Genomic DNA, 26,876 nt, shown 5'->3' on the forward strand with positions numbered 1-26,876 from the left:
AAGTATGGAGTGTGATAGCATTCGATAAAAAATTAAGTTGCTATGGAATCTATAAATATTGATCTAACTCAAGTTTTCTCGGCAGCCCCATGGATCTATACAATACTTGCTCTCCTTTCCATGTGCGCCGTAATGATCGCCCTCTATACTCTTTTGACTACGCGCTCTTCAAAAATATTGCCGAAAAACACTCAAGGTGCAATCGGACGGATGCTCCGATCACAAGATTATGAAAAAGTTCTTATCCTCTGCGATGAAAACCCTTCCCTCTTTTCTAAAATGATCGCAGCAGGAATCACCTCTCGCCCTCTAGGAAATCAAGGAATTCTTGATGCCATGAAAGCCGCGGGAAAACGGGGATCGGCACCCTTCTGGCAAAAAATAGCTCTTCTCAACGACATTGCCGTCCTCGCGCCGATGCTTGGTCTTTTGGGAACAGTCACTGGAATGTTCTACGCCTTCTACGACCTCAACCGCTCTATGGAGTCTCTTTCCACATTGTTTGATGGTCTTGGTATCTCTGTGGGAACCACCGTTGCAGGACTCATCGTAGCCATCTTTGCAATGCTCTTCTATACCTTCCTAAAATTTCGGCTCATCCGCTCTATGACAGCCGTCGAAAACGAAGCAATGCAACTTGCAGGAACCCTTTTTCATGATCCCCGATGATGAACTCGCTCCCAAATCCACGATAAGTTTTGCACCGATGGTTGATTTTCTCTTTATCGTCATTGCGATCTTCGCTGTAATCGCCATCTCAAGAAAAGCCCTTTTCGACTCCCACCTCTCCCTTGTTGAAGCAACCAGGAATGCAAAAACCTCTGCGCATCACGCCGACCACACCATCAATCTCAGCATTTCCCCCAAAGGCGAATATAAGCTAATCGATGCAAAAGAAAGCATGATCCTCGACAATATCGAAACAATCAAACAGGAGCTCAATAAACACCAGAAAACGCATATCCTCCTTCATATCGATAAGCACGCCGAGTGGCAACCTATCGCAACGCTCATTTACTCCATGAATGAAGAGGGATTCCACGTCTATCCTGTCTATGAAAAAAAATGAGCTGATTACCATCCTTCGTGACCGCACCATTTCCACGGTCATCTTTAAGCGGACTTCGAACGCACTCGCTTCTATCATCGCTGCAGAGATCAAACAAGAACTCGCTGACTGGGAAGATGTGATGTTGCTCCCAATTCTCCGCGCCGGAATGGCACTTCTCCCTTCCTTTATGGAAGCCTTTGAAGAAGCCTCCGTCGGATTCGTCGGCATCCATCCCGACAAACAAGCCCAGCCCAACCTCACTACGAGAAACTCCCCCAAATCACTCCCCACACTCACATCATCATCCTAGACCCCATGGTCGCCACCGGCGGCAGCACCCTTCTCACCCTTAATAAACTCACCAATGCTGGGGCAACCCCCTCCCACATCACTATCGTCAGCATGTAAGTTTGCAATTATTCAGGATAATTGAGATGCTTTTGCCGATTTGGAACAAGGAGAGATATAAAATGGCAATATAGCTAAAGTGACTTAAATTAGTTATAGGCAGTGCTCCTTGAAAAGTTCGTCTATTCCACATTGATATTTTCTTCGCTTAGACTTTGCCTGTGCCCACTTGTGTTCAATAGGGTTTAGATCAGGGGAATAGGGAGGAAGATATTCCAAGGTATGGCCTGCAGCCTGGATCTTCTCTTGCATAGATTTGCTTTTATGGAATGAAGCATTATCCATAACCAGAATACTTTCAGAGGGAAGTTTCGGTAGCAAGTCCTCCTCTGCCCAAATGGAAAAGGCATCTGTATTAATATTGCACTCGAATAACGCAAGTGTAAGGAGGCTTGTTCCAAGTAATGCCCCTATTGCATTTGTTCTTCCTTTTGCTCCCCAATCATGGGTGCCAAAACATCGCTGTCCTATTTTGGAGTAACCGTGGGTGCGGGGCATATCATGGGCAAACCCGCTTTCATCAATATATACAATTGGCTTTCCCAAGCGTTTATATTCTGCGATTTTTCCTTGAAAGATTTGTCTTTTTTTTTCGCAGGCCTTGGGATGGTTGAGCGTTTTTTTTATAGCTAATTCTTAACCTCTTCATGGCACACCGAATGCCTGAAGTGCTTACTTTGAGACGGTGTGCTCGTTCATAGTTGAAGGCATCAGGGTATTTCTTGATATCCTCCATCAAGATCTCTCTATCAATCTTTATTGCAGGTCTGATTTTAGTGCGCCTCGGCTCTAACCTCTTAGACCAGAGAAACACACTATTTACACTTACTCCAAAGCGTCTTGCTACTTGGGCAAAGCTTAATTTTTCTTTGCTTCGGATCGATAGAACTTTTTTTCTAAAATCTAGCGAATATGTCATTCAAAAAAAAATTATAACTAAAACGAAATATTTTAGCTATAGAATTTGCAAAATCATTATTTTATCAAGTTAACTTTTTACCGCCTGTTAGGCTCAGCCAGGATCAGCTTGAAGCATGGCACACTAACAATTCAAAAGTACCAGACTTCATACATGCCCAGTTTCAGGACGGAGAGCCTCTAAGAGCGTTCTCGGCTCCTCTAACGTTAAACCCACAAAGATATGAACCCATTGGACGCGCTTTTACCGATAAGGGGTGGAGAGTTTTAAGTGAAAAACCTACAGCTGAAGATTTTAAACCCTATTACAGTGTATTAGAACATGATGAACTTCCTGGGAAAATTGTAAAGCACGCTGGGAAACGGAAGCCAGACGACCAGGTTGCCGGAGGCGCACCCATCCCTTTTTCTGGAGACTTTTTCGAGCTCGATCCCTACTGCTCTCTTTTGCGGATCGCAATGGTAGATCGTATTCGCCAGATCTGCGCCGAAAATCCAGAGGAGTTTGATGGAGTCACTCTTCCACAAAAAGAACTGTGTGAAATCCAGCCAGGACGACTACAAGATGAGTCCTTGCCCATTGATCAAAGGTTCGTAATCGTTGCTGAAAAAGTGAACTGCTTGACTTGGGAAGAAACCATTGATGCAATTGATGGAATGTCAAAACAAGAACAAGAAGCTCTTGCTGATAAGCTCGTCTCTCTTGTTACAAAAGCAGGCCTTGCAGACGCTACTTTTTCAAATGTTCGTTTAGGAAGAGCAGATGATTTAACAGAGGCAGGAAATCGGAAGATCTTTATTGTCGACACAGAGCCAAGTAATGTGATGATTTTGGATCGAGGTTGGTTTAATAATCTTTTCGCATTCCAAAGCAGTTTGGAACAAGCCGGCCGGATCGGAACCTGTGCTTTACGTATACTAAAAGCCAAAAATTGGCCAAGCGATCATAGAGCCCCTCATTTTATTGCACGAGTCAAAGAGCATATTGAAACACAAAAAAGTAATAATTATTCCAAGCCTAAGATTGGGATTTACCTTATTTCTGTGATTGCTCTTACAGCTCTTTATAAGAAAACCTCTTTTGGTAAATACCGCAAAACTTACATTTTTGCCGTACTGACTCCTTTAGATATCGGTTTGGCTAAAAGTTTTGGCTATGGACTCTCTATTGAAATCTATGAGGGAAAAGCTCAGATGATTGAACAGGACTTTAGCCTCTCAGCACAAGAAAAAATGGATAGACACTTGCAAAACCCCTGGATGCAGAGAGCTGCACGAATCCAAGGTCAAGGCCGCATGATTATGAGCGAATAACAAATCATTGCTCAAATGCGTGCTCAGGGAATCGCATAATTCTTATATTATTGGGGGCCTCTTCAGGCCCTCTTTTTTTATCTCCACTTCTTTTTGCTTATTGATCAAAACAAACAACCATTAACAGCAAAACTCATTTGATTGTTTTTAAGTGGATTTTTTTTAAAGAGTTGCCCAGGAGAGGACTCGAACCTCCACACCTCTGTCTCTCATTTCACTCCCCTTTTACTCCTCCTGCACCATCTTTCTTTCAGCCTCATCCTTGCTCGTGCTCACCATGTCTAAAGACATGCATTCCCACTTGCGCAAGGCGATCCTGATTAGAAATCTTGTGCATTAGTCGCAAAAGTTCAGCAAAATGCGATCCGGGCACCACAACCTATTTAATAATCTTTGTTGAATTTGTCTTGAAAAGTTGCCCAGGAGAGGACTCGAACCTCCACACCTTGCGGCACCAGAACCTAAATCTGGCGTGTCTACCAATTCCACCACCTGGGCAGGTGATATAGTGCTTTAATTTAATCTTTTTGAGAGGTTTTCGTCAAGAAAGAAAAGGGACTTGCTTGGAGGATAGAGGCTCGCATTTTTTTCTTGAATGCTTTAAGAAGGAAATATGGCTAGAGATGAAGTGTTAGTGGTCGGAGCAGGGCCTGTCGGACTTACAATGGGAATTCAACTCGCCCGGCTTGGGGTGAAGTTTCGCATCGTTGATAAAAGCGCCATTCAAGCAAAAGACTCCCGCGCAGCAGGGATTCAGCCTCGCACGCTTGAGGTTTTTGAAGATATGGGAATCCTCCCTGAGTTCTTAAAACAAGGGGTAAAAGTCACTGGAATTAACCTTTACTCTGGAAATAGCCGACTCATCCATGCCGTCTATGAGGGATTCGATACTCCTTATTGCTTTATCATCGACCTGCCTCAAAGTCAGACGGAAACAATTTTGCTCCGCGAACTTGAGCGTCTTGGAGGCAAGGTTCAAAGAGAAACGGAGCTCAACAACATAGAAATGCATGATTCTCACGTCGATGTGATGCTTAAGCGAGGAGAAAGTGGCTTGGTCCCCGATGAATTTGCTTATGTTGTTGGGTGTGATGGTGCGCGTAGTGCTTGCAGAAAACTTACTAACACTCCCTTTCCTGGTTCTGAATATCCGATAAACTGGCTCATTCTGGATGCCAAACTCGATTGGAATTATGATTCGCAAGAAATGAATCTTTTTCCTCATGAAAATGGACTCATTGCTATTTTTCCTCTTCCTCATAAGCGCTCGCGTATCACGATTGAAAGACAAGAGGGAGATGAGTCTCCTCCTACCTTTGATCTGGCTCTTCAAAGACTGCAAGAAAGGGTCTCTCCCGAAATTAAATTCGTGGAACCTGCAGATATTGGCACTTTTGTGATCCATTATAGGCAGGTAACCTCTTATAAAACGGGAAGAGTCTTATTAGCTGGAGATGCAGCCCACCTCCATAGTCCTGCTGGTGGACAAGGAATGAACACAGGAATTCAAGATGCATATAATCTTGCTTGGAAACTCGCCCTCGTCATGAAGGGGGAAAGCCATGAAGAAATCCTTAAAACCTACCATGAAGAGCGTCATCCTATTGCTAAAGAGGTCCTAGCAATTACCGATAAGATCACAAAGATGATGACGGTGAAAAACTCTGCTCTTTCTTTTATGCGTGATACATTCATAAGTGTTGCTGGAAATTTTGAAGGGTTAACAAAACAACTCCCTAAACGCTTCTCTCAAATTTACTTGAGCTATAAGCAAAATCCGATCATTGTTAACGAGACAAAGGACCATCCTCCCACTGAAGTTAAGGTTGGTGGAAGAGCCCCAGATCACCTTGTAAAACAAGGGGAAAAAGAAATCCGTCTCTTTGAATTGCTTCAAGGAACGCATCATACTCTCCTTCTCTTTAGTGGAAAAAAGCCTACAGAAAAGGAGCTAAAAGGTCTTGGCGAGTTCTATTCGATTAAACACCCGCAAATCCGCCCCTATTTTATTTACCGCAATGAAAGCAATTTAACCCATTGCATAGAAAAAGAACAATGTCTTCTTGATCTAGAGCCTTCCGCTCACACTCACTATGGCATTTCAAAAGCTACAGCCCTTCTTGTCCGCCCTGATGGATATGTCGGAATGATCCAGGAACCTCTTGATCAAAAGGGGTTTGAAACTTATATGAAAAAGGTGTTTATCTCATGATGATCCCAAACGATTCAAATCATCCTCCACAATTTTCTCCCTCCGTCAGTGAAAATATCGACTCCCTTTCCCAGATGCTTCTTAGTACATCCCTCTCCTATGAACAGGAAACGTGCCAATTTCTTTTGGAAAAAATTAAGGAAAAAATCCCACTCACTCCACAGCTTCAAGGCTCCCTAGAACAGCTTGAAGAAATCACCCAAAGCCCTTCAACATTAGAACCTTATGCTGTGCAGCAAGTGCTCTCCACGCTTCGCGGTATTGATTAAAGTTTTTGACGTTTAAGCATCTCGACGAAAAGCCCAGACTCATTACTTAAGCTCTCAAAAGAACCCGTTTGCGTCACTTCTCCTTTTTCAAGCACATAAATCCGATCGGCATTCTTGATGGTACTAAGGCGGTGGGCAATGACGATGCGCGAGATATCGAGCTGATCAATATTTTGGGTGATTTCTTCTTGAGAGTTGTTATCAAGAGCGCTCGTTGCTTCATCAAGCAGGAGAATCTTGGGATTTGGAAGGAGTGCCCGGGTAATAAGGAGACGCTGTTTTTGCCCTCCAGAGAGGGTTTCCCCATTCATAGGCACAACGGTATGGAGTCCCATCGGGAAGTTTTCGAGATCTTTTTTAAAACTAGCTAGCGTAATGGCTCTGTCGATTTCTTCTTCTGTATATTGCCCTCCAGCAACGATGTTTTGATAGAGAGTCCCAGCAATGATACCGCCCCCTTGAAGAACCACACCCATTTGCTTTCTTACTTCACTTAGGTTGAGATGGGAAAGATCTTTTCCATTAAAATAGACGGCACCAGATCGAGGTGTTTCAAAACCAAGAATCATCCGAATTAGCGTGGATTTTCCGCTTCCAGAAGGGCCTACAATTCCAATCATTTCTCTTGGTGCAAGTCGAATAGAAACATCATTTAGAATCGAAGTGCCTTCTTCTTCGTAGCTAAACGATACATGGTCAAGGCGAATATCTCCTGTGAGCTTTCCTGGATTTGGTTTTTTCATAAGGAGTTCTTGTGGTTCTTCAATAATCACATGGGACCGCTTCCAAAGAGGAACAATGGCAGCCGCTTGCATAACAATGCTACTCATTGAGAATACAGCCATCGAAAGGGTCATATAGGCTGTATTGAAGGCTAGAAAGTCCCCAATTGAAAGAGACCCCATCTCTTCCATTCGCATCACAGCTCCAAAAATCAGAATAATCGATAAATGGGGGAAAGCTGCCATACAAGTCGTAATAATGTTCTGAATATTTTGGGCTGACATCTCAAGAGATTTTGATTTTGAAAATTGCTTTGCCCAATAGGAAAAAGCATTGTTTTCTGCTCCTGCAACACGGAGCTTTGCAATGCCTGATAAGATTTGTACTAAAGCACCATTGATTTTCCCTTGCATCTCATAAACTTTCCTCTGCACCCTAATCTTCCAGCGAGCTAGAAGAACGGTAAGAGAAATCGCAACCATAAGAAAAATAACGCCTATTACGGTTAGTCTTGGAGAATAGATAACCATGGTAACCAAGTAGAGAACAGCAAAGACTCCTGTCAAGATGGCTTGGGAAATGTTACTACTTAGAAGAGGTCTCATCTGCTCCATGGTCATAGCTCTTTGCAAGAGATCCCCTGCTGTAAAGCGCCTAAAAAAATTTGCGGGGAGCTTCAGAAGTCGGTCCCAAATGGCCGGTTGCAAGCTGGAGCTTAACTTTCCATCGATGCGTCCTAAGATAAGAGAGCGAAAATAGATAAAAAGTGCCGCACTTGCTGCCGCTGCAATCAGCCCTAGAGTGATTTGCATGAGCAAGCCGGCATTGGCATTGGGAATAGCGCTGTTAAAAATAAAGGAGATCCCAATAGGGGGGGAAAGAGAGAAAATGGCTGCAATTAAGCCATACCCCAGGAGCTTGATGAACTCCATTTTATTTTCCTTAAAGTAATAGAAAAGGGCCTCTTTTCCATTATGAATCTCATCTGGAATCGCCTTGTAAAAACTATAGGCATCCAAAGCAATACTCCGAGCAATGCTTCCGGTAATCTTTCGTTTTTTCCCCCTTATTGGGTCAATCATCTCATATTTTCCCCATCGATTTAAATACAGGGCAACGGGGTGACGCTCTTTTCCATAGAAGGCAAGAAGGGGGCCGGAATCGCATTTCCACCAAAGAGCACCTAATTGAACACCTCGCATCCGCGCTTCGGAACCTTCTGCAATTTTTGCCACCTTATTTTTGAGTTCTCCGCCCAAGTTCCTTTCGGGAGCGGTAAATTTAATCCCCTGTTTCCTAAAGACGATTTCAGCAGCTTGAATGAGTGGATTCGTACCGGTTACAATTTCTTCATCTTCATGGCTCTTAAGAACCCCTACCATCTCGGTTAGCGTTTCATGAAGGGTCTCCTTCTGAAGTCTCTCCTTCTCCTCAAAACGTTTGAATTCTTCTTGATCCAAGAAAGCTCTTTTGTAGACAAGATAGTTTCCTATAAAGTGATGAAAATGACTGAGTCCTTCTAGCCAGCATTCGGAGCTAATAACTTCAGAAGTACTTTTTGCCTGCAGCGTTGTCTTTTCTAAAGATAGAAAATAGAGGTGGGGAAGAAGAGGAAAGTTCTTCTGAGAAAACTTTACCTCGTGAGGTCCAAGAAGCTTGTATTCCCCTTCTTTTGGAGTAAGCCAAACTACCCGCTCCTTTTCGGTTGGAATCTCACTGATTTTAATTGTAAATGTCTCCCCTTTTTCAACACCAATTCCTCCTTCAAGAATCCAGTGTTTGGGACGGAGTTCAATTGGAGAAAACACAAAATGACCAAATTGGTTCAGATAATGTTCTAATAGAGGGGAAAAGGCCTCTTGATTGTACGAAGAGTTTTTAAGCTTCCCTTCAAAAGTATCCACTTTTATTTCCCAAATAACAACAGGTTCTTCACTGAAAGCAAAGATCTCAAAAGGAACATTTTCTTGCTCTTCCATATCAAAGAGAAGACGCCCCGATTGAACGGTTGAAAGAAGCGTTCTTCGACCCTCGTGCCCTTCTTTTTTTTGCACGGCAAAAAAGATCATGGCTCCTTTTTCCAGAAACCAAACGGTCCCTTTTTTTTGGAGAGAAAGGCGAAAATTTGCTGGAGCCTCAATCTTCTCCCCATGCTCTTTAAACAAGGCTTCCATTATCCCCCGTCTCACTCTCAATCAGTTGGTTGTAGACTCCACCCAATTTTTTTAATTCTTCATGCGTCCCTCTTTCAACGACTTTCCCATTCTCAAGGACAATAATCTCATCACAATCTTGGATAGTACTTAAGCGGTGAGCAACCATGATCGCCGAACACCCTCTTTTCCGAATGTGATTCATGACGAGCTTTTCGGTACTAGAGTCGAGAGCACTTGTGGCTTCATCCATAATCACAATAGAAGGGCTGACAAGGAGAGCACGCGCGATTTCTACCCTTTGTCGCTGCCCACCACTAAGGTTTCTTCCTCCTTCGATAAGCTTAGTATCATACCCTTCGGGACGCTCTAAAATATCGTTATGAATACAAGCATCTTGCGCTGCTTTAATCAACACTTCATCAGGAACAGTGGTATCCCACAGCGTAATATTGTCTCGAACCGTTCCACTAAAGAGGAAAATCTCTTGATCAACACTTGTGAGTGAGCGTTGCATGATCTCTTGAGATTGCTCCATAATGGGTTTCCCATCATAGAGAATCTCACCTTCCCAAGGCTTGATCAATCCTGTCGAGAGTTTTGAAACTGTGGACTTTCCACACCCTGAGGGACCAACAAGAGCCACTCGTTGGCCTGGGCGAATTTTGATATTGAGTTTTTCAATTAAAGGAGGCGCCAAAGGGCTATATCCGAAGGTGACATTCTTAAACTCTAAATAACCATCAAGCTTAGGTTTATCTGACTTCCCAGCCGTTTTTTTAGAATAAATACGATCAATAGGGTTCTTTAAAACATCATTGAGACGAATAAGCTCTACCTTAAGAAATTGGATTGTCTGTCCAAAGTTTACAAAATTGACAATGGGGGTAATGAAGCTAATCAAAAGCATTTGAAGAGCCATCAAAGTCCCAATTGTCAAACTCCCTTGCATGGTCCGCCATCCACCAATTCCCAAAAGAGCCGCTTGAGCAAGCCCCTGAAATAGGATGGGTGAGGTCGTTAAAATGGCGTCCTTTCGGCTGATTTCTTGGAGCGAGTTAATTTTTCTCGTATCAAAGCCTGCAAAAGCAGCAAAAGCATCACTTTCGGTTCCTGTAGCCTTAATGGTCTCTATTTGTTGGATCACCCCGACTGAATTTGCGGTGACAATTGACTGCTCTTTTTGGAGGCGAGCGTAAGTATCTGTCCGCGCTCTTTGAACTAGACGCATCACAACAAGACTCCCTAGCCCTGCCAGAACTCCAATAAACGCTACAGAAAAGTCATACATAAACATCACAATTCCATAGAAAATGACCAGGATCATCTGGATAGTAGGCGTTGCTAAAGCCTCAGTCATCATCTGGACAACAAGATTGTTTTGCCCTACACGGTTTGCAATTTCCGCAGGAAACCTCTGATAATAAAATGAAACGGGGAGGCGCAAGATGTGCCATAAAAAATCACTCGAAAAATGAATCGCCATTTTTGCATTCAGACGATTTAAGAAGTATTGCTGAAGCCAGGTTAAAACTCCTGCAAGGGTCATCGCACAAAAAATTGCAAATAAAAACTGCCCTTTCCATGGAAGAACATTCGTCACCAAGATATTATCAATAAAGATTCGTGTAAAAACGGGAACTCCTAGACCGGGAATGAGCAGACAAAGTCCTGCGATTAAAACGTAGAGGAGAGACCTTTTGACCCCACGAAGACGATGTTTCATATCCCCAAAAACACTGGGTTGCTTCCCCCCTTTTTCAAAAAAAGAACTCCGATGAAAATGCAGGACAACTCCTGTATAAGCTTCATCAAACTCTTCATACGTCACTTTCCGAGGACCAAAGGCAGGATCGTTAAGGTAAACGCATTTTTTCCCAAATCCCTCAAGAACAACAAAATGATTATAATCCCAAAAGAGAATCGCAGGTTTGTCGGTTTCATAAAGCTCTTGAAGCCCTTCTCGATGCCCTTTTCCCTCTAGGCCAAAATTTTTTGCTGCATTTAGTAGATTAAATGCATTACTTCCATCCCTTGAAACACCGCACTCGATTCGTAGATCTTCCAGCGGAACATGTTTTCCATAATAGGAAAGTAGCATTGAAAGGCACGCCGCTCCACATTCGACATTCTCCATTTGAATCACTGTCGGGGTGTGAACTCTCCATAATGTGGTTGGGCGAGGAATCGTCTGCTCCACTACTCATACCTCATGCTACAATAGGGATTAGGTAGGAAATTGGCCGCTTGTTCTCAATCGTCACACGAACCGTGCCTGTTGAGCCAGGACTTAACCGGTCAGGAGGCCCTTTTCCAAAACTCCATCTGATCCCTGATTTGTTATTTGGATCAAGACTAGGTTGAATAATAACTAGCTCTACAGTTGCTCCTTTAGTTAAATCTTCTCGCGCCTTTTCAGAAGGGATGACTTTAAGTTGATCGGAAGTCGCCGAAACGGCGTAGGGAGCAACCTGTTTAACCTTTCCCATAAGCTGCCCATACTTCTGTCTGTCAACCGCATTAAGATCAACAGCCACCTGCATTCCGACTTGAATTCTTTCTCCCACCTGGGTGGGGATGAATCCGTACACCTCCAATTGGTTGGGAAATACTTCTGTTTGAAACCATAGAAGAACCTCCCCGACTTTTACGGCTTCCCCCTGACCCGAATCAATCTGAAAAACTTTTCCACTATGAGGCGCTAAAATTTTGATGCCACTGTTAAGTTCCATTAGAGGAGTTCCTGCTGTCACCTCTTGCTCCACCTTAACAAATACCTGATTCACGACGCCGTCAGAAGGACTCTTTATCGCAAATTGTGCTTCAGGAGCAAGAAGGATTCCTTGGCCTGCCGTGATAATCGGAATCTGTCCTAATACAGACCATGCAACGATTGCAACGAGTATTGCACATAAGGAAAAAAGAACAACCCATCCTCGAAGACGAACCACAACAAGCAGCTTGCTTAGTTGTGTTGGCGAGGAAAGTTTTTCTATCGTATCATGTCGAAAAATATCTCGGCTCATGAATTTTGTTAATAGCAATTGCAAATAATCAAATCAAGAATTACAACAAAAAGGATGAAAGATAGCAGCTCAAACATCAAAAAGTGGACCGCTCTGGTTCGAAGAATCTGGGATGACCCTAGTCTGAAAGAAGCCGTTTTAGCTGATCCACACAAGTTCCTCATTGACAATGGGTTCGAAATAAACGAGTCACAAACCGTTGAAGTTCACGAGAATACACCAAACACCTTTCACCTGATTCTCCCCGAAAAACCCTCTAGAGATATCCCCGATAAGACATTAATTCATATTGTTGCTGGATATTAATTAAAATAAATGATATAATACACCTATTAATTCAAAATAGTAGGTCTTAAAATGAAAGAATTCTCAGTAGAACAACTCATGACTCTAGAGCTTGTTAAACTCCTCGTTCTTGGAAGAAAAAGACAAGGCGTTGGCTCATTTAGGCTCTCACCTCTACTTGAGCAATTTCATTTTTTTCTCTAGGCTCTGTCCTCAAAGTTTACACCATATGATGATCGAAGCGAACAAGAGAGTCCCTTTAAACATGCAAGTTTTTTTATCATAACGTGTTGTAGCCCTTCGAAACTCCTTAATGCGTCCAAAGTACCTTTCGACAGCATTTCGTTCTTTATACGTGTGCTCATCATACTGAATGGTTACTTTTCTACTTTTTCTCCCAGGGATTACTGGAGTTATCCCTTTCTCTACTAAGGCCTTCCTAAATGGATCACTATCATATCCTCTGCCAGCAAGCAAAAAATCACAGTAATCATTTCCTAAAAGAGCTTCTCCCTGACCAATATCAGATTGCTGACCGGCAGTAATAATAAATCCCAATGGCATTCCCAACGCATCTACTTTTCGATAGAAGCAAAAAAAATGTGGATACTCCCAAAAAAGGTCTTGAATCATACAACAAGGGGTAGATTAAGGATACGTGTAAAATTATGCCGCTTAAAATAATTAATTTACGAAAGATTGTGAAAACAATTAACCCTCAATCCATTAAGGAATTTTTTTAAAGAGAAACTTGATGGACAAATGGCGCGAAACTAGAGGTGGATGCCTTAGATAAGTTTGAGAGGTTGTATTTTCAAGCTTTTGATATTCAAGGTCTTTTGCAATCTATCTTAAAGGGAATACAGGAAAACTGTTTGAGCGCCCTCTTCCCCTTGCAACCCTCTTCCCTCAAGTCATAGGAACTCTTGTTTCGGTCTATGGACTCGACACAAGCGACTTCATTGGAATCGGATGGAAATATGTTGGATGGTCTTGTCTATATATTGGAGCATGGTTCATCATTTGTATGGTCGTGAAAATAGCACTTTATAAACTCATTGGTTGTTAAACAGCCCGCCATGCTCGGTTCCTAGATGAAACATCTGAGAAACTTAGTTCTCACTGTTGTAAAAAATAAACTTACTACTTTATAGTTCCTTAACTTTAACAAAGGAGCACAAATCATGGAAATAACAAGCAACGCAGAAGCAATACCTTACACTGAAATCCCTGTTGAAAATGAGCCTGAAAAAAAAACCATCCCAACAAATACTGCGGTACCCAGTGGAGAAACCCTTGAAAAAGTGCGTGCAGAAGAAAAACATCGTGTTGCAGAAGTTACAAGAGCCGAAAAAAATCAGGAAATCTACAAAAACCTCAATAAACTCCTAGAAGCAATAAAAGAGGGAAACGGAAAAAATTATCCCACTTGGATTCAAAACTTTAACCTGATCGTTGTAGAAGCCGACCGCCAAAGTTATCGGGAAAACTACGAATCATTTTCTAAAGTTATTGATCACTTGATCCACCCACCAGAAGACACCCCAGCAACACTTTATATCCCTTATCTTTGGGATCTTGGCCTCAATATTATGTGGCTCGATTTTTCTAAAGCTCGAGCAGTTGAAAAAGAGTATTTTTATGCCTCATCACAAGTTCCAAACATATTGCTAAAAGCAAACAAGGAATTTGAAGCTGGAAATACTGACCGAGCTTTGGCTCTTATCGAGCGCGCTAAAGGTTTCATCGAAATGCACTACTCAAATATTCCAGTTGCATCCGATAGGCGTTCTGAAGAGAAAGCAGCATTCACCCTTTCTGTTTCGGAGATTGAGAAAAAAATAAACCCTGAGCAAGCTCTTAAAACACTTGCGGAATACATGAAAACACAATCTGAATCAATGAGCATGAAGAAGTTTTTCGAAAAATGGGCAGTTTTAATTGTTATTTTTTACGCTTCTCGTCAAGCCATTTTCGGCTAATATCGATCAGCCTCAGGTTGAGCTCTGTGTTTGAAGGGTGCATGTGCTCGGTTTTCAGGTTGATGACCGTTTTAGGTTCTGGGACCAAATTTTGGAGACGCTGTGCACATTCCATCGGGATTTGTGAATCATAGATTCCATTAAGAATCAAAAAGTCACCTTTCATTCTTGGAGCATAAAGAATAGGATCAATGGGTTTAAAGGCTGCTGCTGCCATAGAAGAAACCGGGTCTTTTAAAAACTTTGTTACAGGAACATTTGCTTTAAACAAGCAATAAATTCCCGCCCCTCCATAGCATAATACTCCTGGGCCTAGATGCATTCCTTCTTCCTGAGCTTTCACGTAAGTCACAGGCATAAAGGTTGCACCAAAACTATATCCCATTAAGCTAATCGGCTGATCATTAATCCAGGACTGATCATAAAGATACTTTAGGATACCAATCAGCTCAGGAGGAACTTCTAACATTGCCTTTCGAACCGTATAAAGATGCCATAGAACATTCACTTCGTGAAGTTTTTTTAGCATGTCAGAATATTCATAAGCGATAAGAGCATACTTCCCATGATCAGGGATGAATTGAAGGCTTTCTCGGCCCGTCTTTAGTCCCCCAACAATTAGAAAACAGGGAAGTCCCTCAGGTGGAATGTTCTCTGGGAGGCTGACCGTGAAAAGTGCTTTCCCATTTTTTCCACAATCCAGAATCACGTCTTCATAGTTTCTTACCTCTAAGCTATCGGGAACTTTGTATCTTTTGATATCAAGAACCGAGCACTCATTCTCTCCAAACAAAGGCATAAAGACTGCAAAAATGAAAAGAAACGAGAACATCACAAAGGAGCTTTTAGACTGTCGAATTCGCATTAAGTATCTTTACTGAATCATCCAAGCATCTTGTAATAAATTCCTAAAATATTGACAAGGGGTTAAGACAACTCTTTTTTCAGATAGTCAATATCGCGCAAAACTCGGTCGAGCAGAACTTCTGTACACATTGACCGCGTCATATAATCCCAAAGCTTTTTAAAATCATGGGCAATTTCTTTTCCAATCTTCTTCGAAAGGTCATGCCCCTTGATCAAGCTTTCATTAAGCTCCTCCATCAAAAGATCACTTTTTGCTTCATATTCACGGTTTAGAGCAGCAACAATCTTTTCAAGCTCAGCATAATCCTCTGGATTGGCTAACCCAACTTTTTTACTTTCAATTTCCTTTTCAAGAGCCTCGTAATAATCATGGCATCGACTCACCTCTTTTTGCTTGTCGGACAGATCATCAAGAAGCCGGAGAAGTTTTTGCTTATCGGTCATGATTGTCCTTTGTAACACTTGAGAACAAAATCCCAATTGATAACATCACGGAACTGCTCGATGAATCGAGGTCTTTCATTGCGATAATCAATATAGTACGCATGTTCCCACACATCCAACGTAAGAATAGGAGTTTTGCCGTGCTTTAAAGGCGTATCCGCATTACTTAGAGGCATGATTTCAAGCTTTCCTTGGGCGTCTGATGCAAGCCAAGCCCATCCCGATCCAAAGAGCGTTGCCGCGCTATCGGAAAATTTTTTCATGAATGTCTCCAGACTCCCGAAGTCTCTTTCAATGGCACTAAGCATCTCTCCACTCGGCTTTCCACCACCATTAGGAGACATGCAGCTCCAGAAAAAAGTATGATTCCATGCTTGAGCAGCATTATTAAAAACGCCTCCAGTTGATTCTTTGACGACGATATCTAGATCTTTATCACCCTCTGGCTTTCCTTCTACAAGACCATTCAACTTCTTGAAATATGCAGCATGATGCTTGTTATAATGGTAGTCCATTTGTTCTTCAGAAACAAAGGGAGCCAGTGCTTTTAAGTCATAGGGGAGATCAGGTTGTTTGAATGTCATAATTCCTTTCGCCTTTTTGTAGGTTTCGAACAGAGCATATTAGTTGAATCATTTTTTTTACTCAATGACTCTTATCTCGTTAGAAAGAGAGACTAGGGCACGCCCTAGAGTATCCTCCGAAACTTTCTCGCATTATTGAATAACTTTGAGACGAGGATCCCCACCTTCGAGATTATCGGGAGTTTCAGGAGGGTAAGGAGGATTTGATCGATAACCACATCCCTTAAGAATCCTGGGATATCCAAAATGTTCGATCATCGGCCACTGGCGACAAACAAGGGGACGCAGACGGTATTGACCACAAGAGCCATCTTTTTTGAGGTAGCGGCACCCCATCACGTGCATCAGTTTTCCTTCATATTTTTGGGGTTCTTTAAGACGAGGGTAGAATCCCAGAAACTGAGTATACCAGAAGAAAAAGAAGCGACCAATAAGGGAAGGAGAATAACGGATCAGAACATAGTGGCAGCAGTTTCCCCTTTTCTTGCATCCTCCTTCTTGCTTGAAAGGGGGGCGAATAAGCTTTCTAGCAAAGCGTTGTATGTGACAGTCCATTGCAACAAAGGGGGCTAGAAAGCATTTTACTGGGTACCTAATCCAACCTGGGACCCATTGCCTTAGAATCCCTCCCTCAGGGGCTGGTGGCTGCTGTGTGGCATCTGATGCCTGGATGAGTAGTTCGTCGAGAATGTCTGACATGGGACCTAATGTATACTCTGACAGAGAAATCGATCAAGTGCTAATTCAATTTAGAGAGTGCTAAGTTTTGGCCTTAAAAGCTTCTGAATCGTTTTGAGAGCTGGCACTCGCCATTGAATTATGCAAAAAACAATTACTATTTTCCTGTTGGGGGTAAATTATATTTTATTATATAACATTACATGTTAACTATTTAAAAATAACATAAAACATTGGGGGAATATCATGGGGTTTGAGGAAAAAATACTTAAATCTAAGGACCTTGGAGCAATGGTTGAATTTCTAACCATTCAGTCTAGCGAACAAACAGAAGAAGAAGTGCGCTACAAGGACATCAACCGCAAATAGATTCGTTTTGACTTAGGTGACCTAGTCACAATGCTGAAGATTGGCAAACTAATTAAGCCTTACGGCCTTAAGTAATACCTAGTAAATGTTCTTTCGGGATCTAGATTCTCTTTTCTTCGTGTTCTAGCAGAGAAAAAACTCGCAAAAAGAGGCGTTAGCTTCCTTAGGTCTCTCTACCTAAAACACCCCGAAAAATTCGCTTCTGTTGATCTTTCTAGTAACAGGAAGACTAGGATGCTCATTATCCAAGGAATTATGATTATTAGCGAGCAAGTTAATCAGAAAACGATTTCTCTTAAGGACGACAAGGAAGATTTTCTATCTGAGCTTGAGTCATTTAGAAGTAAATTTAAAGAAGAGGAAGCAAGGCTTAGACGACAGGAAGCAGCTGTTAAAGAGCTTATAGCTTAATCCATTCTTTATTAAACACTTATAGCGACTGAGTCCTTCAGTCGCTTTTTTTATACTGCTAAACATACAACCTATTTACTATTAAAGATAAACAATTTACTAGGTTTAATAGTTAGCACTCCAAACTCTAATTTATTAGGGTTACAGAACTCACCTCACTTAAAATAAGACATTTGCTATTGTTAATATTTTATTAGACAACAATAAAGATAATTGTAATAATATAGTTAATATTAAACAATATATTAAAAAGAGGTAAAAATGTTATTAGATGAAAAAATCTTCACTTCTGAGAAATTATCAAAAAGAATCGAGTTTCAGACAGTTCAGTCTTCTGAGCGTCGAGATGAAGAAATCCGCTATACAAACATTAATCGCAAGATGATTATATTTGATCTCAGCGACACTCAAATGATGCTCGAGCTTGGAATCATGCTTAAGCCTTATGGACTTACTGAAAACTTTGAAAATAAGATGCTAAAGTCTAGTGTGGCTGTATTTCGAATTTGGGCCGAAAAAAAGATTGCGGCTAGAGCGGAAAATTTCCTCCGTATTCTATACCTTAAGCATCCAGAAAAATTTGGAAAAGTCGAATACGAGAATTCTAAAAAGAAAAAAATGCGCCTTGCAAAAGCAAATTATATCTTGAGTGAACTGACTTCTCAAAAGAGTATTTCTCTTAAAGACGATAGAGACGAAGTTACTCAACTTAACGAATTCAAAGACCGATTTACTGGAGAGGCTCAGCGCTTAGCTCTTCAAGAAAATGTGATTAAAGATTTAACTCAGGACGATCGCCAAGAAAATCAAACTTTTCTTGGAATGGACCAAAAAGAAGAAGTGTAAATCACTTCTTTGAAGTAGATCTGAAACCTCGAGGTTTTCCTCGAGGTTTTTTTTTGCTTGCATTTTGATCATGATTTGATACAATATGCCGCTAAAATGGCAGATATGGAATCATCTGAAGTAGACTCAAATAGTTCTTGGATAAAAAAAATCTGGCCGGTTCAACGTTTTGAACTTAAAAAGGTCCTTCCTCTCCTCCTTCTCAAGTTTTTAGCTTCTATTGTTTATGCAACACTTACCTGTATGAAGGATAGCCTTGTTGTCACAGCAAGTCAATCCGGAGCAGAGGTCATCCCTGTCCTTAAGGGCTGGCTCGTTTTTCCACTATCACTTCTTTGCGCTGTGGCCTACTCTAAACTAAGTAATCAATATAAGCGCTCGACTCTATTCTACTCGATCATTACCTTCTTTCTCATTATCATCTTTTTGTATGGGTTTGTCCTATTTCCAAATGCTGAAGCCCTCAGCCCCCATGCCAGCTCAGATTGGCTCACGATGAAACTTGGAGAAAAATACACCCATTGGATTGCTGTCTACAGAAATTGGATTCACTCTCTTTTCTTTATTACTGCAGAGCTTTGGGCTCAAGTCGTAATTTTCATCCTCTACTGGGGATTTGCGAACCATATCTGTCGGGTTAAAGAAGCTAAAAGAACCTATACACTCTTTATCGCAGCAGGAGACTTGGCAACGGTTGTGGCAGGCCCTCTAGTTCTCCATTATGTCATGAAGTTCTCATCGGGAGACTTTACATCAACTCTCCAATCACTCCTTTCCTATGTTCTAATCGCAGGCATTGGTATCATCACCCTTTACTGGTGGATGAACAAATATGTCCTCTCCGATAAACGCTATTTTGACCCTTCAGTGACTAAGCATACCCTTAATGAAAAAACAAAGCTGACCTTAGGAAAGAGCATTAAGCATATCTTTTCTTCTAAATACCTCTTATGTATCGCCGTCCTAGTTATTGGGTGTGCACTCACCATAAACATGGTAGAAGTGACCTGGAAAGCCCATGTCCATTCCCTGTTCCCTGAGACAGGAGATTATATGGCTTTTATCTCTAAGGTAACAACGATTGTTGGCGTTGTTGCACTGATTACCGTTCTCTTCCTTGGAGGGAGTTTCCTCCGACGGTTTGGTTGGCACTTTAGTGCACAAATTACCCCTATTATCGTTGGCACAACTGGTGCCATTTTTTTTGCCCTCTCTTATTTCAAAGACTCTCTTGGCCCTATTGCAGCCATTTTTGGGACAACGCCATTAGCCCTTCTTGTTCTTGTGGGAGCTTTCCAAAATGTGGCAAGTAAGGTCGTCAAGTATTCCTTCTTCGATTCGACAAAGGAGATGGCTTACATCCCTCTTGATCAAGAATCAAAAGTGAAGGGTAAGGCTGCTATTGATATGGTCGGATCCCGCCTTGGAAAGTCCAGTTCTTCCTGGCTGCAAGTTGGGCTAATGCATGTTATTGGAACCAGCTCTGTCCTATTTATTACCCCTTACTTAATCCCAATCGTTCTTGGCGCCAGCCTCTATTGGAGCTATTCTGTAAGACACCTCAATAAAGAGCTCACAGAAAAAGAAGCAGCCCTTGCTGCAACAGAAAAGAAGCCCGAACCTCCTACTGTAGAGCCTACACCAGCCTAAACCCTCTACGCTTGCCGCGTAAGATATGTGACTTTGATTTTGTTAGGATTTAGGTATTACTGAACAACCTCCCTTGCTAGTTCAATCTTGAATGGCTTGCAAGAAAAAATATCCAGATAAGCATCCCCATTTGCATCGACAAAATGACCAGTAATTGAACTCGTTTCAATGAGTTGCACTAAGGAGTATCCTGCTGCCATAGGATCGTGAGTAGCAAAATGCTCCAAAGTCGGCTCGCCAAAAGCCTTCATATGAATCCGCTTCACTAGTATTTTGACAAATTGTTCGAGATTTTCTCGATTCTTTATGCTGTCAGTATCGCATTCCGAACAATCTAAAATTAAATGATAACCCCAATAGTCTTTCATTTATTCCACCATCCTGTTAAAAATTTTGCGAGTTTTGTCATAAGATTCCCCCCTTGCAGTTCAACAATAATGTAATCATCATCTTCCTTGTTGAAGATCCCTGGCAGAGTTTCCCTAGTCATCCATGTCGGCAGAATTCGGACCACTTGTGTCTCTCCATCTCCCCTTCTAAGACTTCCTGGCAAGGAGGAAATCTCACCCCCTTTCAATTCCTTGTATGGAGCATTTTTGCAAGCTGTTGGATTTTTGCGACAGCTTCTTTGGTATCTACAAAATTCTGATTATACGCCTGATAATAGCCCGGATAAGCACTAATAAAAAGAAGTTAAAAGCATCTTGTACCTCTGCAATAGGGAAGGGCAATACGGCTATCAAGCTTAGATATCAGCTCCATTTTCCATGTGTCCTCTGTCCCAACCTCAAAATGCCTCTTCAGAAAGCCTACAGGAGAGTTTTTCTTAGCATCGTTGATGATAAGCTGGGTGTTTTCTTGCCTTGCATATGCAGTTACATTCCCTTTTGAATCTTGAAAATCAAATAGCGCTTTACTGATATCTAGAACCCGACCATCGATACACCCGATATAAGTACCCTCTTTGTCATAAAGGTCAAAGTCTGTAAGAGTATGAGGACGAAATAACCCTAGCAAAGAGCCATACCAAACGCCTCTTGGAGTAAACCCATAATTTTTAATAGCATGAGCAACTTCTTCACCGGTCTTGCTATCTGTAACAGTAAAATGCATCCTCAAATCAAAAAACCGGAAAAAACTATAAGAAAACCGATTTGTTAAAATGACTGCTACGGGCCAATTTCCTTTGAGAACGGTAAATGTTTTAGAAAAATAATGCTCTTCGGGATGAATCTCGAATTCCTCATGTTCAGGAACTGTGAAACCTTCTCCAACTGCGTCAACACTCATCTTGTACTCTCCTTATCATTTAAAGGTGGAGTGTACATTAAAGATTTGTAAAGATATTACCAATGAAAAAGGAGGACATAGCCGTCTTCGCTGAAGCGATTGATTTGGAGCATTTTAGAGTCAAATGAAAAGCTGTCAACAACCTGATAAGAAACTCTCAACTTTTCCTGTGTTATTTCTCCCTCATTCAGACCCAAAAGAGCCTCAATTTCAATATATGGCTGGCATAGTAAAAAATCAGTAAAGAAATTTTTTTCTTGTGTATGGAGGACAGAAAAGCTTTGAGCATTCTCAGTTAGAATCAGTAGCTTTTGATCCCACCGACGCTTCTCTACTCGAAGACCAATCCCTGATTCTAACTTCCCTTCCATAGAAAAATCGGGAGCAATCATCCGCGCACGCGCGACCATGAGATCACTTAAGCACATGAGATCGGTTTTTTTTACAAAATTTGACCAAGTAGACTTTTGTGTTTGAGTCGGTTCATTAAGATATTCAGGATAGATAAACTGAAAATACAGGGTTGCACCTTCATTAGTATTCAGACCAACCCACATCTGAAAATAGCGTCTTCCTTTGGGGCCCTTTGCAAGTAGTTCTCGATAGGGGAAAATCCCCCACCTTCCTTTGTTAACCTTAATCTCTGTGAATCCAGCAGCAGTCAAAGCTTGGGTATTCCCATCGTTAGAAAAGCGATCATGCCCTATTTGCTTCACGGTTGAAGATACCTGGGCTCGAATCAAACACCCCTTTAAATTTCCTCCGTCTTCAAAATAGTCATCTAAAGTCCTTTGACTTCCCCAATGATACCCCTTTGAAAAATAGGGGTCATCATCTTGATTTCCAAGCAAAAAATCATCAGGAAGGTACGGTTCAACCATGGGAGGTTGTACAAAATATGGCAGGAGATTCAGGATGCGAATTTCCTCAACTTTTTTTTGCGCGAAGGCAAATGACATAAAAAAGAGCGAAAAAAGAAAGACTAACCGATACATCCCAAATCCTCATGGAGGAAAATATTTTTCCTCATACTAAACTCTTGTGTAATTTTCGGCTACAAACAATGCATGAAAATTCATATTTTTGTTAAATAACTAGAACTATGAGTAAATATGCCCTCTTTCTCCTCCTCCCCCTTCTCCTTTTTTCCAAGGCTCCTCATCACGAAGCTTGGACTTCCCATTGGTTCACAGGCCCTCTTCTGGTCCCTAGCGCGAGCTGCAATAAGCTCAGGGAGGTGAGTTGGCAGCCCTACCTCTTCGTCACAAATACTTTTGGAAGCTTCGACAACAACTGGAATCGAAAAAACACCCCAAACATATGGGCAATCCAGCCCCTGATAGATATCACTTATGGCATTGCCTCTTTCATAGACCTAGGGACAACCCCTTCTTTTGTTTATCAGACCAGTGAAGGCTCATCATCTATCCGTATAAATGACACTCCCCTTTTTCTAGGCTTCCAAGCCCTCAGAGAATCGAAGGGAACCTGGACTCCAGATCTCCGTATCAGCTTGCAGCAAATCTTTCCCTTTGGACAATACGACAAACTTAACCCTAAAAAACATGGAACAGATAGCTCTGGAAAAGGTTCCTTCCAGTCCGGAATTTCATTCGATTTTCAGAAGACTTTTGAAATGGCTGCAGAACATTATTTCTCCCTGCATTGGTCTATTTCAAGTATTCTCTTCGCCTCAAATGTCCACGTTACCGGCCTTAATGCCTATGGAGGATCTCCTGCTACCGACGGAAATGTCACCCCTGGGAAAACCTATACCTTCTATCTTTCTGGTGAATACACCATCACTCGCAATTGGGGATTCGCCTTCGATACTGTTTATACCCTAATCACTCCTGATCATTTTTCTGGAACAAAGGGAAACAACCCCGTTGGAAGCCCAACCTCTCATCAAATCAGCTTCGCTCCTGCCGTTGAGTATAACTACAGTGAGTCTTTTGGATTGATTGGAGGAGCATGGTTTACTCCTGCCGGGAAAAATGCATCCCAGTTTTATAGCGGCGTTATCTCAGCAGTGATCACGTACTAGACTATTCAATCTTAAGTTTTGAGAATTTTGACTGGTGCCTTTCAACCGCATAAATCCCCCGATCAGTCAAGTTAGGACACCCCTGAATTTCCAAAGAATAAAGAGGAAGTTCAAGCAAAGCTATGAGCCCCTCATCTGTTAAAAAATGTGCCCCCTGAAGTGTCAAGTGACGAAGAGAAATGTCTTTTATTCCTTGAAAAAGAGCATCCGTTAATTGATGACACCTTTCCAAAAATAAAAACCGAAGATGAGGATGGGGAGTAAAAAGCTTATCTGCCTCTTCATTGCTCATTTGATCACATTCGTTGATCGATAAACGATATAGAGGAAGTGAATCTATTGCTTTCCGAATCACGGACCCATTAAACATTGGTTAAGAAATAGATAAGGTTAAAAGGTGGGGACATAAGAAAGGAAGGTTGGATAAAACAACCACCGAAATGGAAGTCTTTTCTAAGTTTAATATCTCCAAGCCTTTTATGGGACGATTGAAAAACACGTCTGTCCCAGCCAAATTCAATTCATGGAAGGATTCTGGGAGGGATTCTAAACAGTTAGCGGTGATCAAGGTCTACTGATACCAGAGAAGGACATCTTTTGAAAGGTTCCGTTTCTTAAGCTGCTTGATAAATGTTCCAATGCAATGGTCGGTGTAGTGAAGGATTTGCAGGTATTTGGGGGTATACTCCCCTTCCTCCTCTTCAAAAGTAGGTCAAATAGCTTTTGGGAACATTCCAAGGATGGTGAGACGAGATTGTCAATAAAGAGTAGAACTGAGGTATATCCTTATGCTGCTCTAGATGACTTGCAGCAAAGTCTAACAGATATTCATCTGCAATGCCCCACGAACTTTGATCGACTTTCCCATAGTGTTCTAAAAGCTGTTTACGGTCAAGGACACGATCCCTCCATATTTCGAAAGAAAGGGACCAATTCCATTTAAAGACCAGGTTGCTCCAGTAAAAAATTACGCTCATACCCCTCTCTTTTGAGAATATCTAAAAGACCATAGATATCCAACTCCCGATCGAGGCCGCCAGAAATTCCGAGTTCGTAGGGAAGACCATAGAGGGATGTAAAAAAAGTGCGGAAGGTCAAAACGGAATTTGAGTAGAAATTGGGAAAAGTATAACACTCCTTAGAAAGTGCGCTCAAGTTAGGAAGGCGGTAGAGATCTTTTGCTCTCAGTGATTCAAAAAAAAGAAAAATCACATGGGGTTTTCCTCTTCCATCAACATGAGCAATTTTTTCGCCCCTAAATCCTTTGGTATAGCGATATAGAGGATAATCCTCAGAAAGGGACTGATAGATTTCGGTTGGACGGATAATCTCCTTTTGGACAAAGGAAAGGAAATTTCTTTTCTGTTTTTTGATTAGAGCGAAAGAAAAGGTTTTTTTTCCAAAGCAAAACCAGTGAATCTTTAGGGGGAAACCACAGAGGAATCTCTGCAAGAACCCAATAGGACATAGCATTAAAAAAAACCGGAACAACTGCAACAATAAGAAAAAGGGGAAGAACCTTCCAAATACTTATAGCTTTTGCTGAATCTCGAAAATCCTTTGCATCTTTTAAAAAAGAAACGGCTTTCCAATCAAGACGGCACCCTAGTTCCTTGTATAGGAGGGCATCACATAGAATCAGGAGCTGAATTAAAGGTGCAACAGGACCTAAAAAAGCTAGTTGAAACCCAACAAAAAGGTCTTACAAAATTCCAAAAAATGAGAAGTTTCGACGGACTACTAAGCGGGCAAATAAAGGAGGAATAGCTTGAGCAAGTATCATGGATCCTCCACCAGTTAAAAGACTCCAAGAGCATCCAACATTACAATAACAATAACTAAGGGAGCGATGTACTTGATGCTAATCCCAAAGTACGATCTCAGTGAGGGATAATTTTTAAAAAGCCCTTCTGCTCCCTCTTTTAAATGAGGATAGGCACTTCTAAAGCTCCATCTCCATCCCACTAAGATCACTGCAGCAAGCGCCCCAAGAGGGATTAAGATGTTCAGGCATAAAAAGAGAAGAAGGTTGAAAAAATTCTTCCCAAACAGCGTGAGCTCCTTCCAAGGCCCAAAAGATAATACACAAGGGAGAGCAACAATAAATACCGCAATCGTTGTCGTCAAAACAGCCCTGTGCCGCTTCCATTTTTTCGTATCGATAAAGTAGGCAATTAAAGGTTCCATCGCTGAAATCTGCGAGGTTAGAGCTGCCAAAACTAGTAATAAGAAAAAGAAGAGACACATGAAATAGCCTCCAGAGATCTGAGAAAAAATGATCGGCAATGTTTGAAACATTAAACTCTCACCCGATGATGGCGATAGTCCCGCCGAAAAAACAATGGTAAAAATCGCAATTCCCGCAAGTAGACTAATGCAAATTCCAAACAATGTGATGGGAAGACAGGTCCCAGGAACATTCTCTTTTTTTCCTAAATAACTTCCATAAGTCACCATTGTTCCTTGGCCTAAGCTAAGGGAAAAGAAGGCTTGACCCAGTGCAAGTAAAATGGCTTTCGGCGTAATTTCAGCCCAATTTGGCTTAAAAACAAATGCCACTCCCTCCGCGCCTCCTGGGGTCATTAATCCCTTAATCGCCAGGAAAACCAATACAAAGAGAAGAAGAGGCATTATTACCTTGTTTCCCGCTTCAATCCCCTGCTGTACTCCCGTGTACAGAATGAGAAAGGAAAGAATCAAAAAGCCCACTAAAGAACCGATTCCCCAAAGAGGAGAAATGCTAAAGTGTTGGAAATGATGGGTCGCCTCAATTGCAGATGCAAAATGAGTGAGCTGACCTAAGATCGCTTGGATAAAGTATCCCAACGTCCATCCGGCAATCACTGCATAAAAGGAGCTGACCAAAAACCCCGTAAGAATCGTCATCTTTCCGGCCCCTTGCCACCCTTTATGCTTTCCGATCTGCTTAAACGATCCTGAGGGGTTAAGCTGAGCTTTCCTTCCAATCAATATTTCTGAAATAAGGGCGGGAAACCCAACGAGCAATAGACATATCAAATAGAGAAGAACAAACGTCGCTCCCCCATTTTCACCAACAACATAGGGAAAACGCCAAATGCTCCCAAGCCCAATTGCTGATCCAACTGCCGCCCAAATAAATCCCAAGCGGGATTTCCACTGTTCTCGTTTTGGTTTCGCTTTCGCCAAGATTCTGACTCCAGTAACTTAAAACTTCAGTGTAGCGAAGCTTCGGTAAAAGTACAACCCTCTGAAAGATGTAGATTGAAGAAGAACACTTCAGCTCGACTTTATACGTTTTTGGCCAGCAGATCTCCATTGCTTCCATAGAATCACCGGGGAGATTCAGTCAAAAAACGTACAAAGTCGA

Annotated in this window: 30 protein-coding genes, 1 tRNA gene and 2 pseudogenes; 13 read left to right on the forward strand and 20 right to left on the reverse strand. The window is 41.8% G+C overall.

The genetic code is table 11. The features are described from left to right. Nucleotides 1-42: 42 nt before the first annotated feature. The 3 genes and pseudogenes from R2I63_RS00935 (at nt 43) to R2I63_RS10520 (ending at nt 1,459) form a co-directional block, all read left to right on the forward strand. Entirely contained in the window at nt 43-669 is a 627-nt protein-coding gene (locus R2I63_RS00935) for a MotA/TolQ/ExbB proton channel family protein (protein WP_316357855.1), read from the forward strand. Then, entirely contained in the window at nt 656-1,069 is a 414-nt protein-coding gene (locus R2I63_RS00940) for a biopolymer transporter ExbD (RefSeq protein ID WP_316357856.1), read from the forward strand. The genes R2I63_RS00935 and R2I63_RS00940 overlap by 14 nt, the downstream gene beginning before the upstream one ends. 148 nt (nt 1,070-1,217) lie before the next feature. Next, a pseudogene (locus R2I63_RS10520) lies at nt 1,218-1,459 on the forward strand (uracil phosphoribosyltransferase). A 93-nt stretch (nt 1,460-1,552) separates the two neighbouring features. On the opposite strand, the gene R2I63_RS00950 reads toward R2I63_RS10520, so the two are convergent. Both R2I63_RS00950 and R2I63_RS00955 read right to left on the reverse strand, forming a co-directional pair. Then, a complete protein-coding gene (locus tag R2I63_RS00950) occupies nt 1,553-2,086 on the reverse strand; it encodes an IS630 family transposase (protein ID WP_316359826.1) in 534 nt (177 codons plus the stop codon). Then, a complete protein-coding gene (locus R2I63_RS00955; RefSeq protein WP_316357859.1) occupies nt 2,010-2,378 on the reverse strand; it encodes an IS630 transposase-related protein in 369 nt (122 codons plus the stop codon). The genes R2I63_RS00950 and R2I63_RS00955 overlap by 77 nt, the downstream gene beginning before the upstream one ends. Before the next feature lie 458 nt (nt 2,379-2,836). On the opposite strand from R2I63_RS00955, the gene R2I63_RS00960 reads away from it, so the two are divergent. Further along, a complete protein-coding gene (locus R2I63_RS00960; RefSeq protein WP_316357860.1) occupies nt 2,837-3,691 on the forward strand; it encodes a hypothetical protein in 855 nt (284 codons plus the stop codon). Nucleotides 3,692-4,107: 416 nt separating this feature from the next. Here the strand turns inward: R2I63_RS00960 and R2I63_RS00965 are convergent. Continuing rightward, nucleotides 4,108-4,189: transfer RNA gene (locus R2I63_RS00965), tRNA-Leu, on the reverse strand. Nucleotides 4,190-4,304: 115 nt separating this feature from the next. Between R2I63_RS00965 and R2I63_RS00970 the strand changes: the two genes are divergently transcribed. Both R2I63_RS00970 and R2I63_RS00975 read left to right on the forward strand, forming a co-directional pair. Beyond that, entirely contained in the window at nt 4,305-5,903 is a 1,599-nt protein-coding gene (locus R2I63_RS00970) for an FAD-dependent monooxygenase (protein WP_316357861.1), read from the forward strand. Continuing rightward, nucleotides 5,900-6,172: a hypothetical protein gene (locus tag R2I63_RS00975; RefSeq protein ID WP_316357862.1), complete on the forward strand. Its 273-nt coding sequence runs from the start codon at nt 5,900-5,902 to the stop codon at nt 6,170-6,172. Before R2I63_RS00970 ends, R2I63_RS00975 begins: the two co-directional genes overlap by 4 nt. Here the strand turns inward: R2I63_RS00975 and R2I63_RS00980 are convergent. From R2I63_RS00980 to R2I63_RS00990, 3 genes are read right to left on the reverse strand one after another with little or no spacing between them, the layout of a single operon-like run. Further along, nucleotides 6,169-9,069: an NHLP bacteriocin export ABC transporter permease/ATPase subunit gene (locus R2I63_RS00980; RefSeq protein WP_316357864.1), complete on the reverse strand. Its 2,901-nt coding sequence runs from the start codon at nt 9,067-9,069 to the stop codon at nt 6,169-6,171. The two genes, R2I63_RS00975 and R2I63_RS00980, sit on opposite strands and share 4 nt — an antisense overlap. Continuing rightward, complete coding sequence (locus R2I63_RS00985; RefSeq protein WP_316357865.1) at nt 9,053-11,248, reverse strand: NHLP family bacteriocin export ABC transporter peptidase/permease/ATPase subunit; 2,196 nt, start codon at nt 11,246-11,248, stop codon at nt 9,053-9,055. Before R2I63_RS00985 ends, R2I63_RS00980 begins: the two co-directional genes overlap by 17 nt. 10 nt (nt 11,249-11,258) lie before the next feature. Further along, complete coding sequence (locus tag R2I63_RS00990; RefSeq protein ID WP_316357866.1) at nt 11,259-12,074, reverse strand: HlyD family efflux transporter periplasmic adaptor subunit; 816 nt, start codon at nt 12,072-12,074, stop codon at nt 11,259-11,261. 54 nt (nt 12,075-12,128) lie between these two features. Between R2I63_RS00990 and R2I63_RS00995 the strand changes: the two genes are divergently transcribed. Both R2I63_RS00995 and R2I63_RS01000 read left to right on the forward strand, forming a co-directional pair. Next, nucleotides 12,129-12,380 (forward strand): hypothetical protein, encoded by a 252-nt coding sequence (locus R2I63_RS00995; RefSeq protein WP_316357867.1) that lies wholly within the window; start codon nt 12,129-12,131, stop codon nt 12,378-12,380. 51 nt (nt 12,381-12,431) lie between these two features. Then, on the forward strand, nt 12,432-12,563 hold the full coding sequence (locus R2I63_RS01000; RefSeq protein ID WP_316357869.1) for a hypothetical protein: 132 nt from the start codon (nt 12,432-12,434) through the stop codon (nt 12,561-12,563). Between the two features lie 9 nt (nt 12,564-12,572). Here R2I63_RS01000 and R2I63_RS01005 read toward each other — a convergent pair whose 3' ends face one another. Next, nucleotides 12,573-12,929 carry a transposase gene (locus R2I63_RS01005; protein ID WP_316357871.1) on the reverse strand — a complete coding sequence of 119 codons (357 nt, stop codon included), beginning with the start codon at nt 12,927-12,929 and terminating at the stop codon, nt 12,573-12,575. A gap of 614 nt (nt 12,930-13,543) precedes the next feature. Between R2I63_RS01005 and R2I63_RS01010 the strand changes: the two genes are divergently transcribed. Further along, a complete protein-coding gene (locus tag R2I63_RS01010) occupies nt 13,544-14,341 on the forward strand; it encodes a hypothetical protein (protein ID WP_316357873.1) in 798 nt (265 codons plus the stop codon). Here the strand turns inward: R2I63_RS01010 and R2I63_RS01015 are convergent. From R2I63_RS01015 to R2I63_RS01030, 4 genes are all read right to left on the reverse strand, one after another. Further along, the gene (locus R2I63_RS01015; protein WP_316357876.1) at nt 14,304-15,206 is read right to left on the reverse strand and encodes an alpha/beta hydrolase family protein; all 903 of its coding nucleotides are present in this window, start codon (nt 15,204-15,206) and stop codon (nt 14,304-14,306) included. The genes R2I63_RS01010 and R2I63_RS01015 overlap by 38 nt on opposite strands. A gap of 62 nt (nt 15,207-15,268) precedes the next feature. Next, on the reverse strand, nt 15,269-15,652 hold the full coding sequence (locus R2I63_RS01020; protein WP_316357879.1) for a hypothetical protein: 384 nt from the start codon (nt 15,650-15,652) through the stop codon (nt 15,269-15,271). Further along, on the reverse strand, nt 15,649-16,236 hold the full coding sequence (locus R2I63_RS01025) for a superoxide dismutase (protein WP_316357881.1): 588 nt from the start codon (nt 16,234-16,236) through the stop codon (nt 15,649-15,651). Before R2I63_RS01025 ends, R2I63_RS01020 begins: the two co-directional genes overlap by 4 nt. Nucleotides 16,237-16,368: 132 nt before the next feature. Then, complete coding sequence (locus R2I63_RS01030; RefSeq protein ID WP_316357883.1) at nt 16,369-16,935, reverse strand: YkgJ family cysteine cluster protein; 567 nt, start codon at nt 16,933-16,935, stop codon at nt 16,369-16,371. Nucleotides 16,936-17,517: 582 nt separating this feature from the next. Here R2I63_RS01030 and R2I63_RS01035 point away from each other — a divergent pair. The 3 genes from R2I63_RS01035 to R2I63_RS01045 all read left to right on the forward strand — a co-directional run bounded on the left by R2I63_RS01035 (nt 17,518) and on the right by R2I63_RS01045 (nt 20,190). Next, nucleotides 17,518-17,694, forward strand: a complete 177-nt coding sequence (locus R2I63_RS01035) for a hypothetical protein (protein WP_316357885.1) — start codon at nt 17,518-17,520, stop codon at nt 17,692-17,694. 261 nt (nt 17,695-17,955) lie between these two features. Further along, the gene (locus R2I63_RS01040; protein ID WP_316357887.1) at nt 17,956-18,540 is read left to right on the forward strand and encodes a hypothetical protein; all 585 of its coding nucleotides are present in this window, start codon (nt 17,956-17,958) and stop codon (nt 18,538-18,540) included. A gap of 96 nt (nt 18,541-18,636) precedes the next feature. Next, the gene (locus tag R2I63_RS01045) at nt 18,637-20,190 is read left to right on the forward strand and encodes an Npt1/Npt2 family nucleotide transporter (protein ID WP_316357889.1); all 1,554 of its coding nucleotides are present in this window, start codon (nt 18,637-18,639) and stop codon (nt 20,188-20,190) included. A gap of 56 nt (nt 20,191-20,246) precedes the next feature. On the opposite strand, the gene R2I63_RS01050 is transcribed toward R2I63_RS01045, so the two are convergent. The 4 genes from R2I63_RS01050 to R2I63_RS01065 all read right to left on the reverse strand — a co-directional run bounded on the left by R2I63_RS01050 (nt 20,247) and on the right by R2I63_RS01065 (nt 22,475). After that, nucleotides 20,247-20,558 (reverse strand): S-adenosylmethionine decarboxylase, encoded by a 312-nt coding sequence (locus tag R2I63_RS01050; protein ID WP_316357891.1) that lies wholly within the window; start codon nt 20,556-20,558, stop codon nt 20,247-20,249. Next, nucleotides 20,555-20,704, reverse strand: a complete 150-nt coding sequence (locus tag R2I63_RS01055) for a hypothetical protein (protein WP_316357893.1) — start codon at nt 20,702-20,704, stop codon at nt 20,555-20,557. Before R2I63_RS01055 ends, R2I63_RS01050 begins: the two co-directional genes overlap by 4 nt. Nucleotides 20,705-20,883: 179 nt before the next feature. Next, nucleotides 20,884-21,480 (reverse strand): hypothetical protein, encoded by a 597-nt coding sequence (locus R2I63_RS01060; RefSeq protein ID WP_316357895.1) that lies wholly within the window; start codon nt 21,478-21,480, stop codon nt 20,884-20,886. Nucleotides 21,481-21,536: 56 nt separating this feature from the next. Further along, nucleotides 21,537-22,475 (reverse strand): hypothetical protein, encoded by a 939-nt coding sequence (locus R2I63_RS01065; protein ID WP_316357898.1) that lies wholly within the window; start codon nt 22,473-22,475, stop codon nt 21,537-21,539. 107 nt (nt 22,476-22,582) lie between these two features. On the opposite strand from R2I63_RS01065, the gene R2I63_RS01070 reads away from it, so the two are divergent. Then, the gene (locus R2I63_RS01070; RefSeq protein ID WP_316357902.1) at nt 22,583-23,527 is read left to right on the forward strand and encodes a hypothetical protein; all 945 of its coding nucleotides are present in this window, start codon (nt 22,583-22,585) and stop codon (nt 23,525-23,527) included. Nucleotide 23,528: 1 nt separating this feature from the next. Here the strand turns inward: R2I63_RS01070 and R2I63_RS01075 are convergent, their stop codons facing one another. The 5 genes and pseudogenes from R2I63_RS01075 to R2I63_RS01090 all read right to left on the reverse strand — a co-directional run bounded on the left by R2I63_RS01075 (nt 23,529) and on the right by R2I63_RS01090 (nt 26,695). Further along, on the reverse strand, nt 23,529-23,819 hold the full coding sequence (locus tag R2I63_RS01075; RefSeq protein ID WP_316357905.1) for a hypothetical protein: 291 nt from the start codon (nt 23,817-23,819) through the stop codon (nt 23,529-23,531). Nucleotides 23,820-24,098: 279 nt separating this feature from the next. Further along, a pseudogene (locus tag R2I63_RS10525) lies at nt 24,099-24,212 on the reverse strand (sulfatase-like hydrolase/transferase); the annotation flags it as partial. Between the two features lie 16 nt (nt 24,213-24,228). Beyond that, nucleotides 24,229-24,504 (reverse strand): hypothetical protein, encoded by a 276-nt coding sequence (locus R2I63_RS01080; RefSeq protein ID WP_316357907.1) that lies wholly within the window; start codon nt 24,502-24,504, stop codon nt 24,229-24,231. Next, the gene (locus tag R2I63_RS01085) at nt 24,467-24,979 is read right to left on the reverse strand and encodes a sulfatase-like hydrolase/transferase (protein ID WP_316357909.1); all 513 of its coding nucleotides are present in this window, start codon (nt 24,977-24,979) and stop codon (nt 24,467-24,469) included. Before R2I63_RS01085 ends, R2I63_RS01080 begins: the two co-directional genes overlap by 38 nt. A gap of 345 nt (nt 24,980-25,324) precedes the next feature. Then, the gene (locus R2I63_RS01090) at nt 25,325-26,695 is read right to left on the reverse strand and encodes a sodium-dependent transporter (protein WP_316357911.1); all 1,371 of its coding nucleotides are present in this window, start codon (nt 26,693-26,695) and stop codon (nt 25,325-25,327) included. Nucleotides 26,696-26,876 lie beyond the last annotated feature (181 nt).

It is taken from the genome of Candidatus Neptunochlamydia sp. REUL1 (genome assembly GCF_963457595.1).
Taxonomy (GTDB): Bacteria; Chlamydiota; Chlamydiia; order Chlamydiales; family Simkaniaceae; genus Neptunichlamydia.

Coding starts and splice junctions, on each gene's coding strand:
- R2I63_RS00935 (WP_316357855.1), top strand. CDS start 43: ATGGAATCTATAAATATTGATCTAACTCAAGTTTTCTCGGCAGCCCCA.
- R2I63_RS00940 (WP_316357856.1), top strand. CDS start 656: ATGATCCCCGATGATGAACTCGCTCCCAAATCCACGATAAGTTTTGCA.
- R2I63_RS00955 (WP_316357859.1), bottom strand. CDS start 2,378: ATGACATATTCGCTAGATTTTAGAAAAAAAGTTCTATCGATCCGAAGC.
- R2I63_RS00960 (WP_316357860.1), top strand. CDS start 2,837: ATGGTAGATCGTATTCGCCAGATCTGCGCCGAAAATCCAGAGGAGTTT.
- R2I63_RS00970 (WP_316357861.1), top strand. CDS start 4,305: ATGGCTAGAGATGAAGTGTTAGTGGTCGGAGCAGGGCCTGTCGGACTT.
- R2I63_RS00975 (WP_316357862.1), top strand. CDS start 5,900: ATGATGATCCCAAACGATTCAAATCATCCTCCACAATTTTCTCCCTCC.
- R2I63_RS00980 (WP_316357864.1), bottom strand. CDS start 9,069: ATGGAAGCCTTGTTTAAAGAGCATGGGGAGAAGATTGAGGCTCCAGCA.
- R2I63_RS00990 (WP_316357866.1), bottom strand. CDS start 12,074: ATGAGCCGAGATATTTTTCGACATGATACGATAGAAAAACTTTCCTCG.
- R2I63_RS00995 (WP_316357867.1), top strand. CDS start 12,129: ATGAAAGATAGCAGCTCAAACATCAAAAAGTGGACCGCTCTGGTTCGA.
- R2I63_RS01000 (WP_316357869.1), top strand. CDS start 12,432: ATGAAAGAATTCTCAGTAGAACAACTCATGACTCTAGAGCTTGTTAAA.
- R2I63_RS01010 (WP_316357873.1), top strand. CDS start 13,544: ATGGAAATAACAAGCAACGCAGAAGCAATACCTTACACTGAAATCCCT.
- R2I63_RS01015 (WP_316357876.1), bottom strand. CDS start 15,206: ATGCGAATTCGACAGTCTAAAAGCTCCTTTGTGATGTTCTCGTTTCTT.
- R2I63_RS01020 (WP_316357879.1), bottom strand. CDS start 15,652: ATGACCGATAAGCAAAAACTTCTCCGGCTTCTTGATGATCTGTCCGAC.
- R2I63_RS01025 (WP_316357881.1), bottom strand. CDS start 16,236: ATGACATTCAAACAACCTGATCTCCCCTATGACTTAAAAGCACTGGCT.
- R2I63_RS01030 (WP_316357883.1), bottom strand. CDS start 16,935: ATGTCAGACATTCTCGACGAACTACTCATCCAGGCATCAGATGCCACA.
- R2I63_RS01035 (WP_316357885.1), top strand. CDS start 17,518: ATGCTCATTATCCAAGGAATTATGATTATTAGCGAGCAAGTTAATCAG.
- R2I63_RS01040 (WP_316357887.1), top strand. CDS start 17,956: ATGTTATTAGATGAAAAAATCTTCACTTCTGAGAAATTATCAAAAAGA.
- R2I63_RS01045 (WP_316357889.1), top strand. CDS start 18,637: ATGGCAGATATGGAATCATCTGAAGTAGACTCAAATAGTTCTTGGATA.
- R2I63_RS01050 (WP_316357891.1), bottom strand. CDS start 20,558: ATGAAAGACTATTGGGGTTATCATTTAATTTTAGATTGTTCGGAATGC.
- R2I63_RS01060 (WP_316357895.1), bottom strand. CDS start 21,480: ATGAGTGTTGACGCAGTTGGAGAAGGTTTCACAGTTCCTGAACATGAG.
- R2I63_RS01065 (WP_316357898.1), bottom strand. CDS start 22,475: ATGTATCGGTTAGTCTTTCTTTTTTCGCTCTTTTTTATGTCATTTGCC.
- R2I63_RS01070 (WP_316357902.1), top strand. CDS start 22,583: ATGAGTAAATATGCCCTCTTTCTCCTCCTCCCCCTTCTCCTTTTTTCC.
- R2I63_RS01075 (WP_316357905.1), bottom strand. CDS start 23,819: ATGAGCAATGAAGAGGCAGATAAGCTTTTTACTCCCCATCCTCATCTT.
- R2I63_RS01080 (WP_316357907.1), bottom strand. CDS start 24,504: ATGAGCGTAATTTTTTACTGGAGCAACCTGGTCTTTAAATGGAATTGG.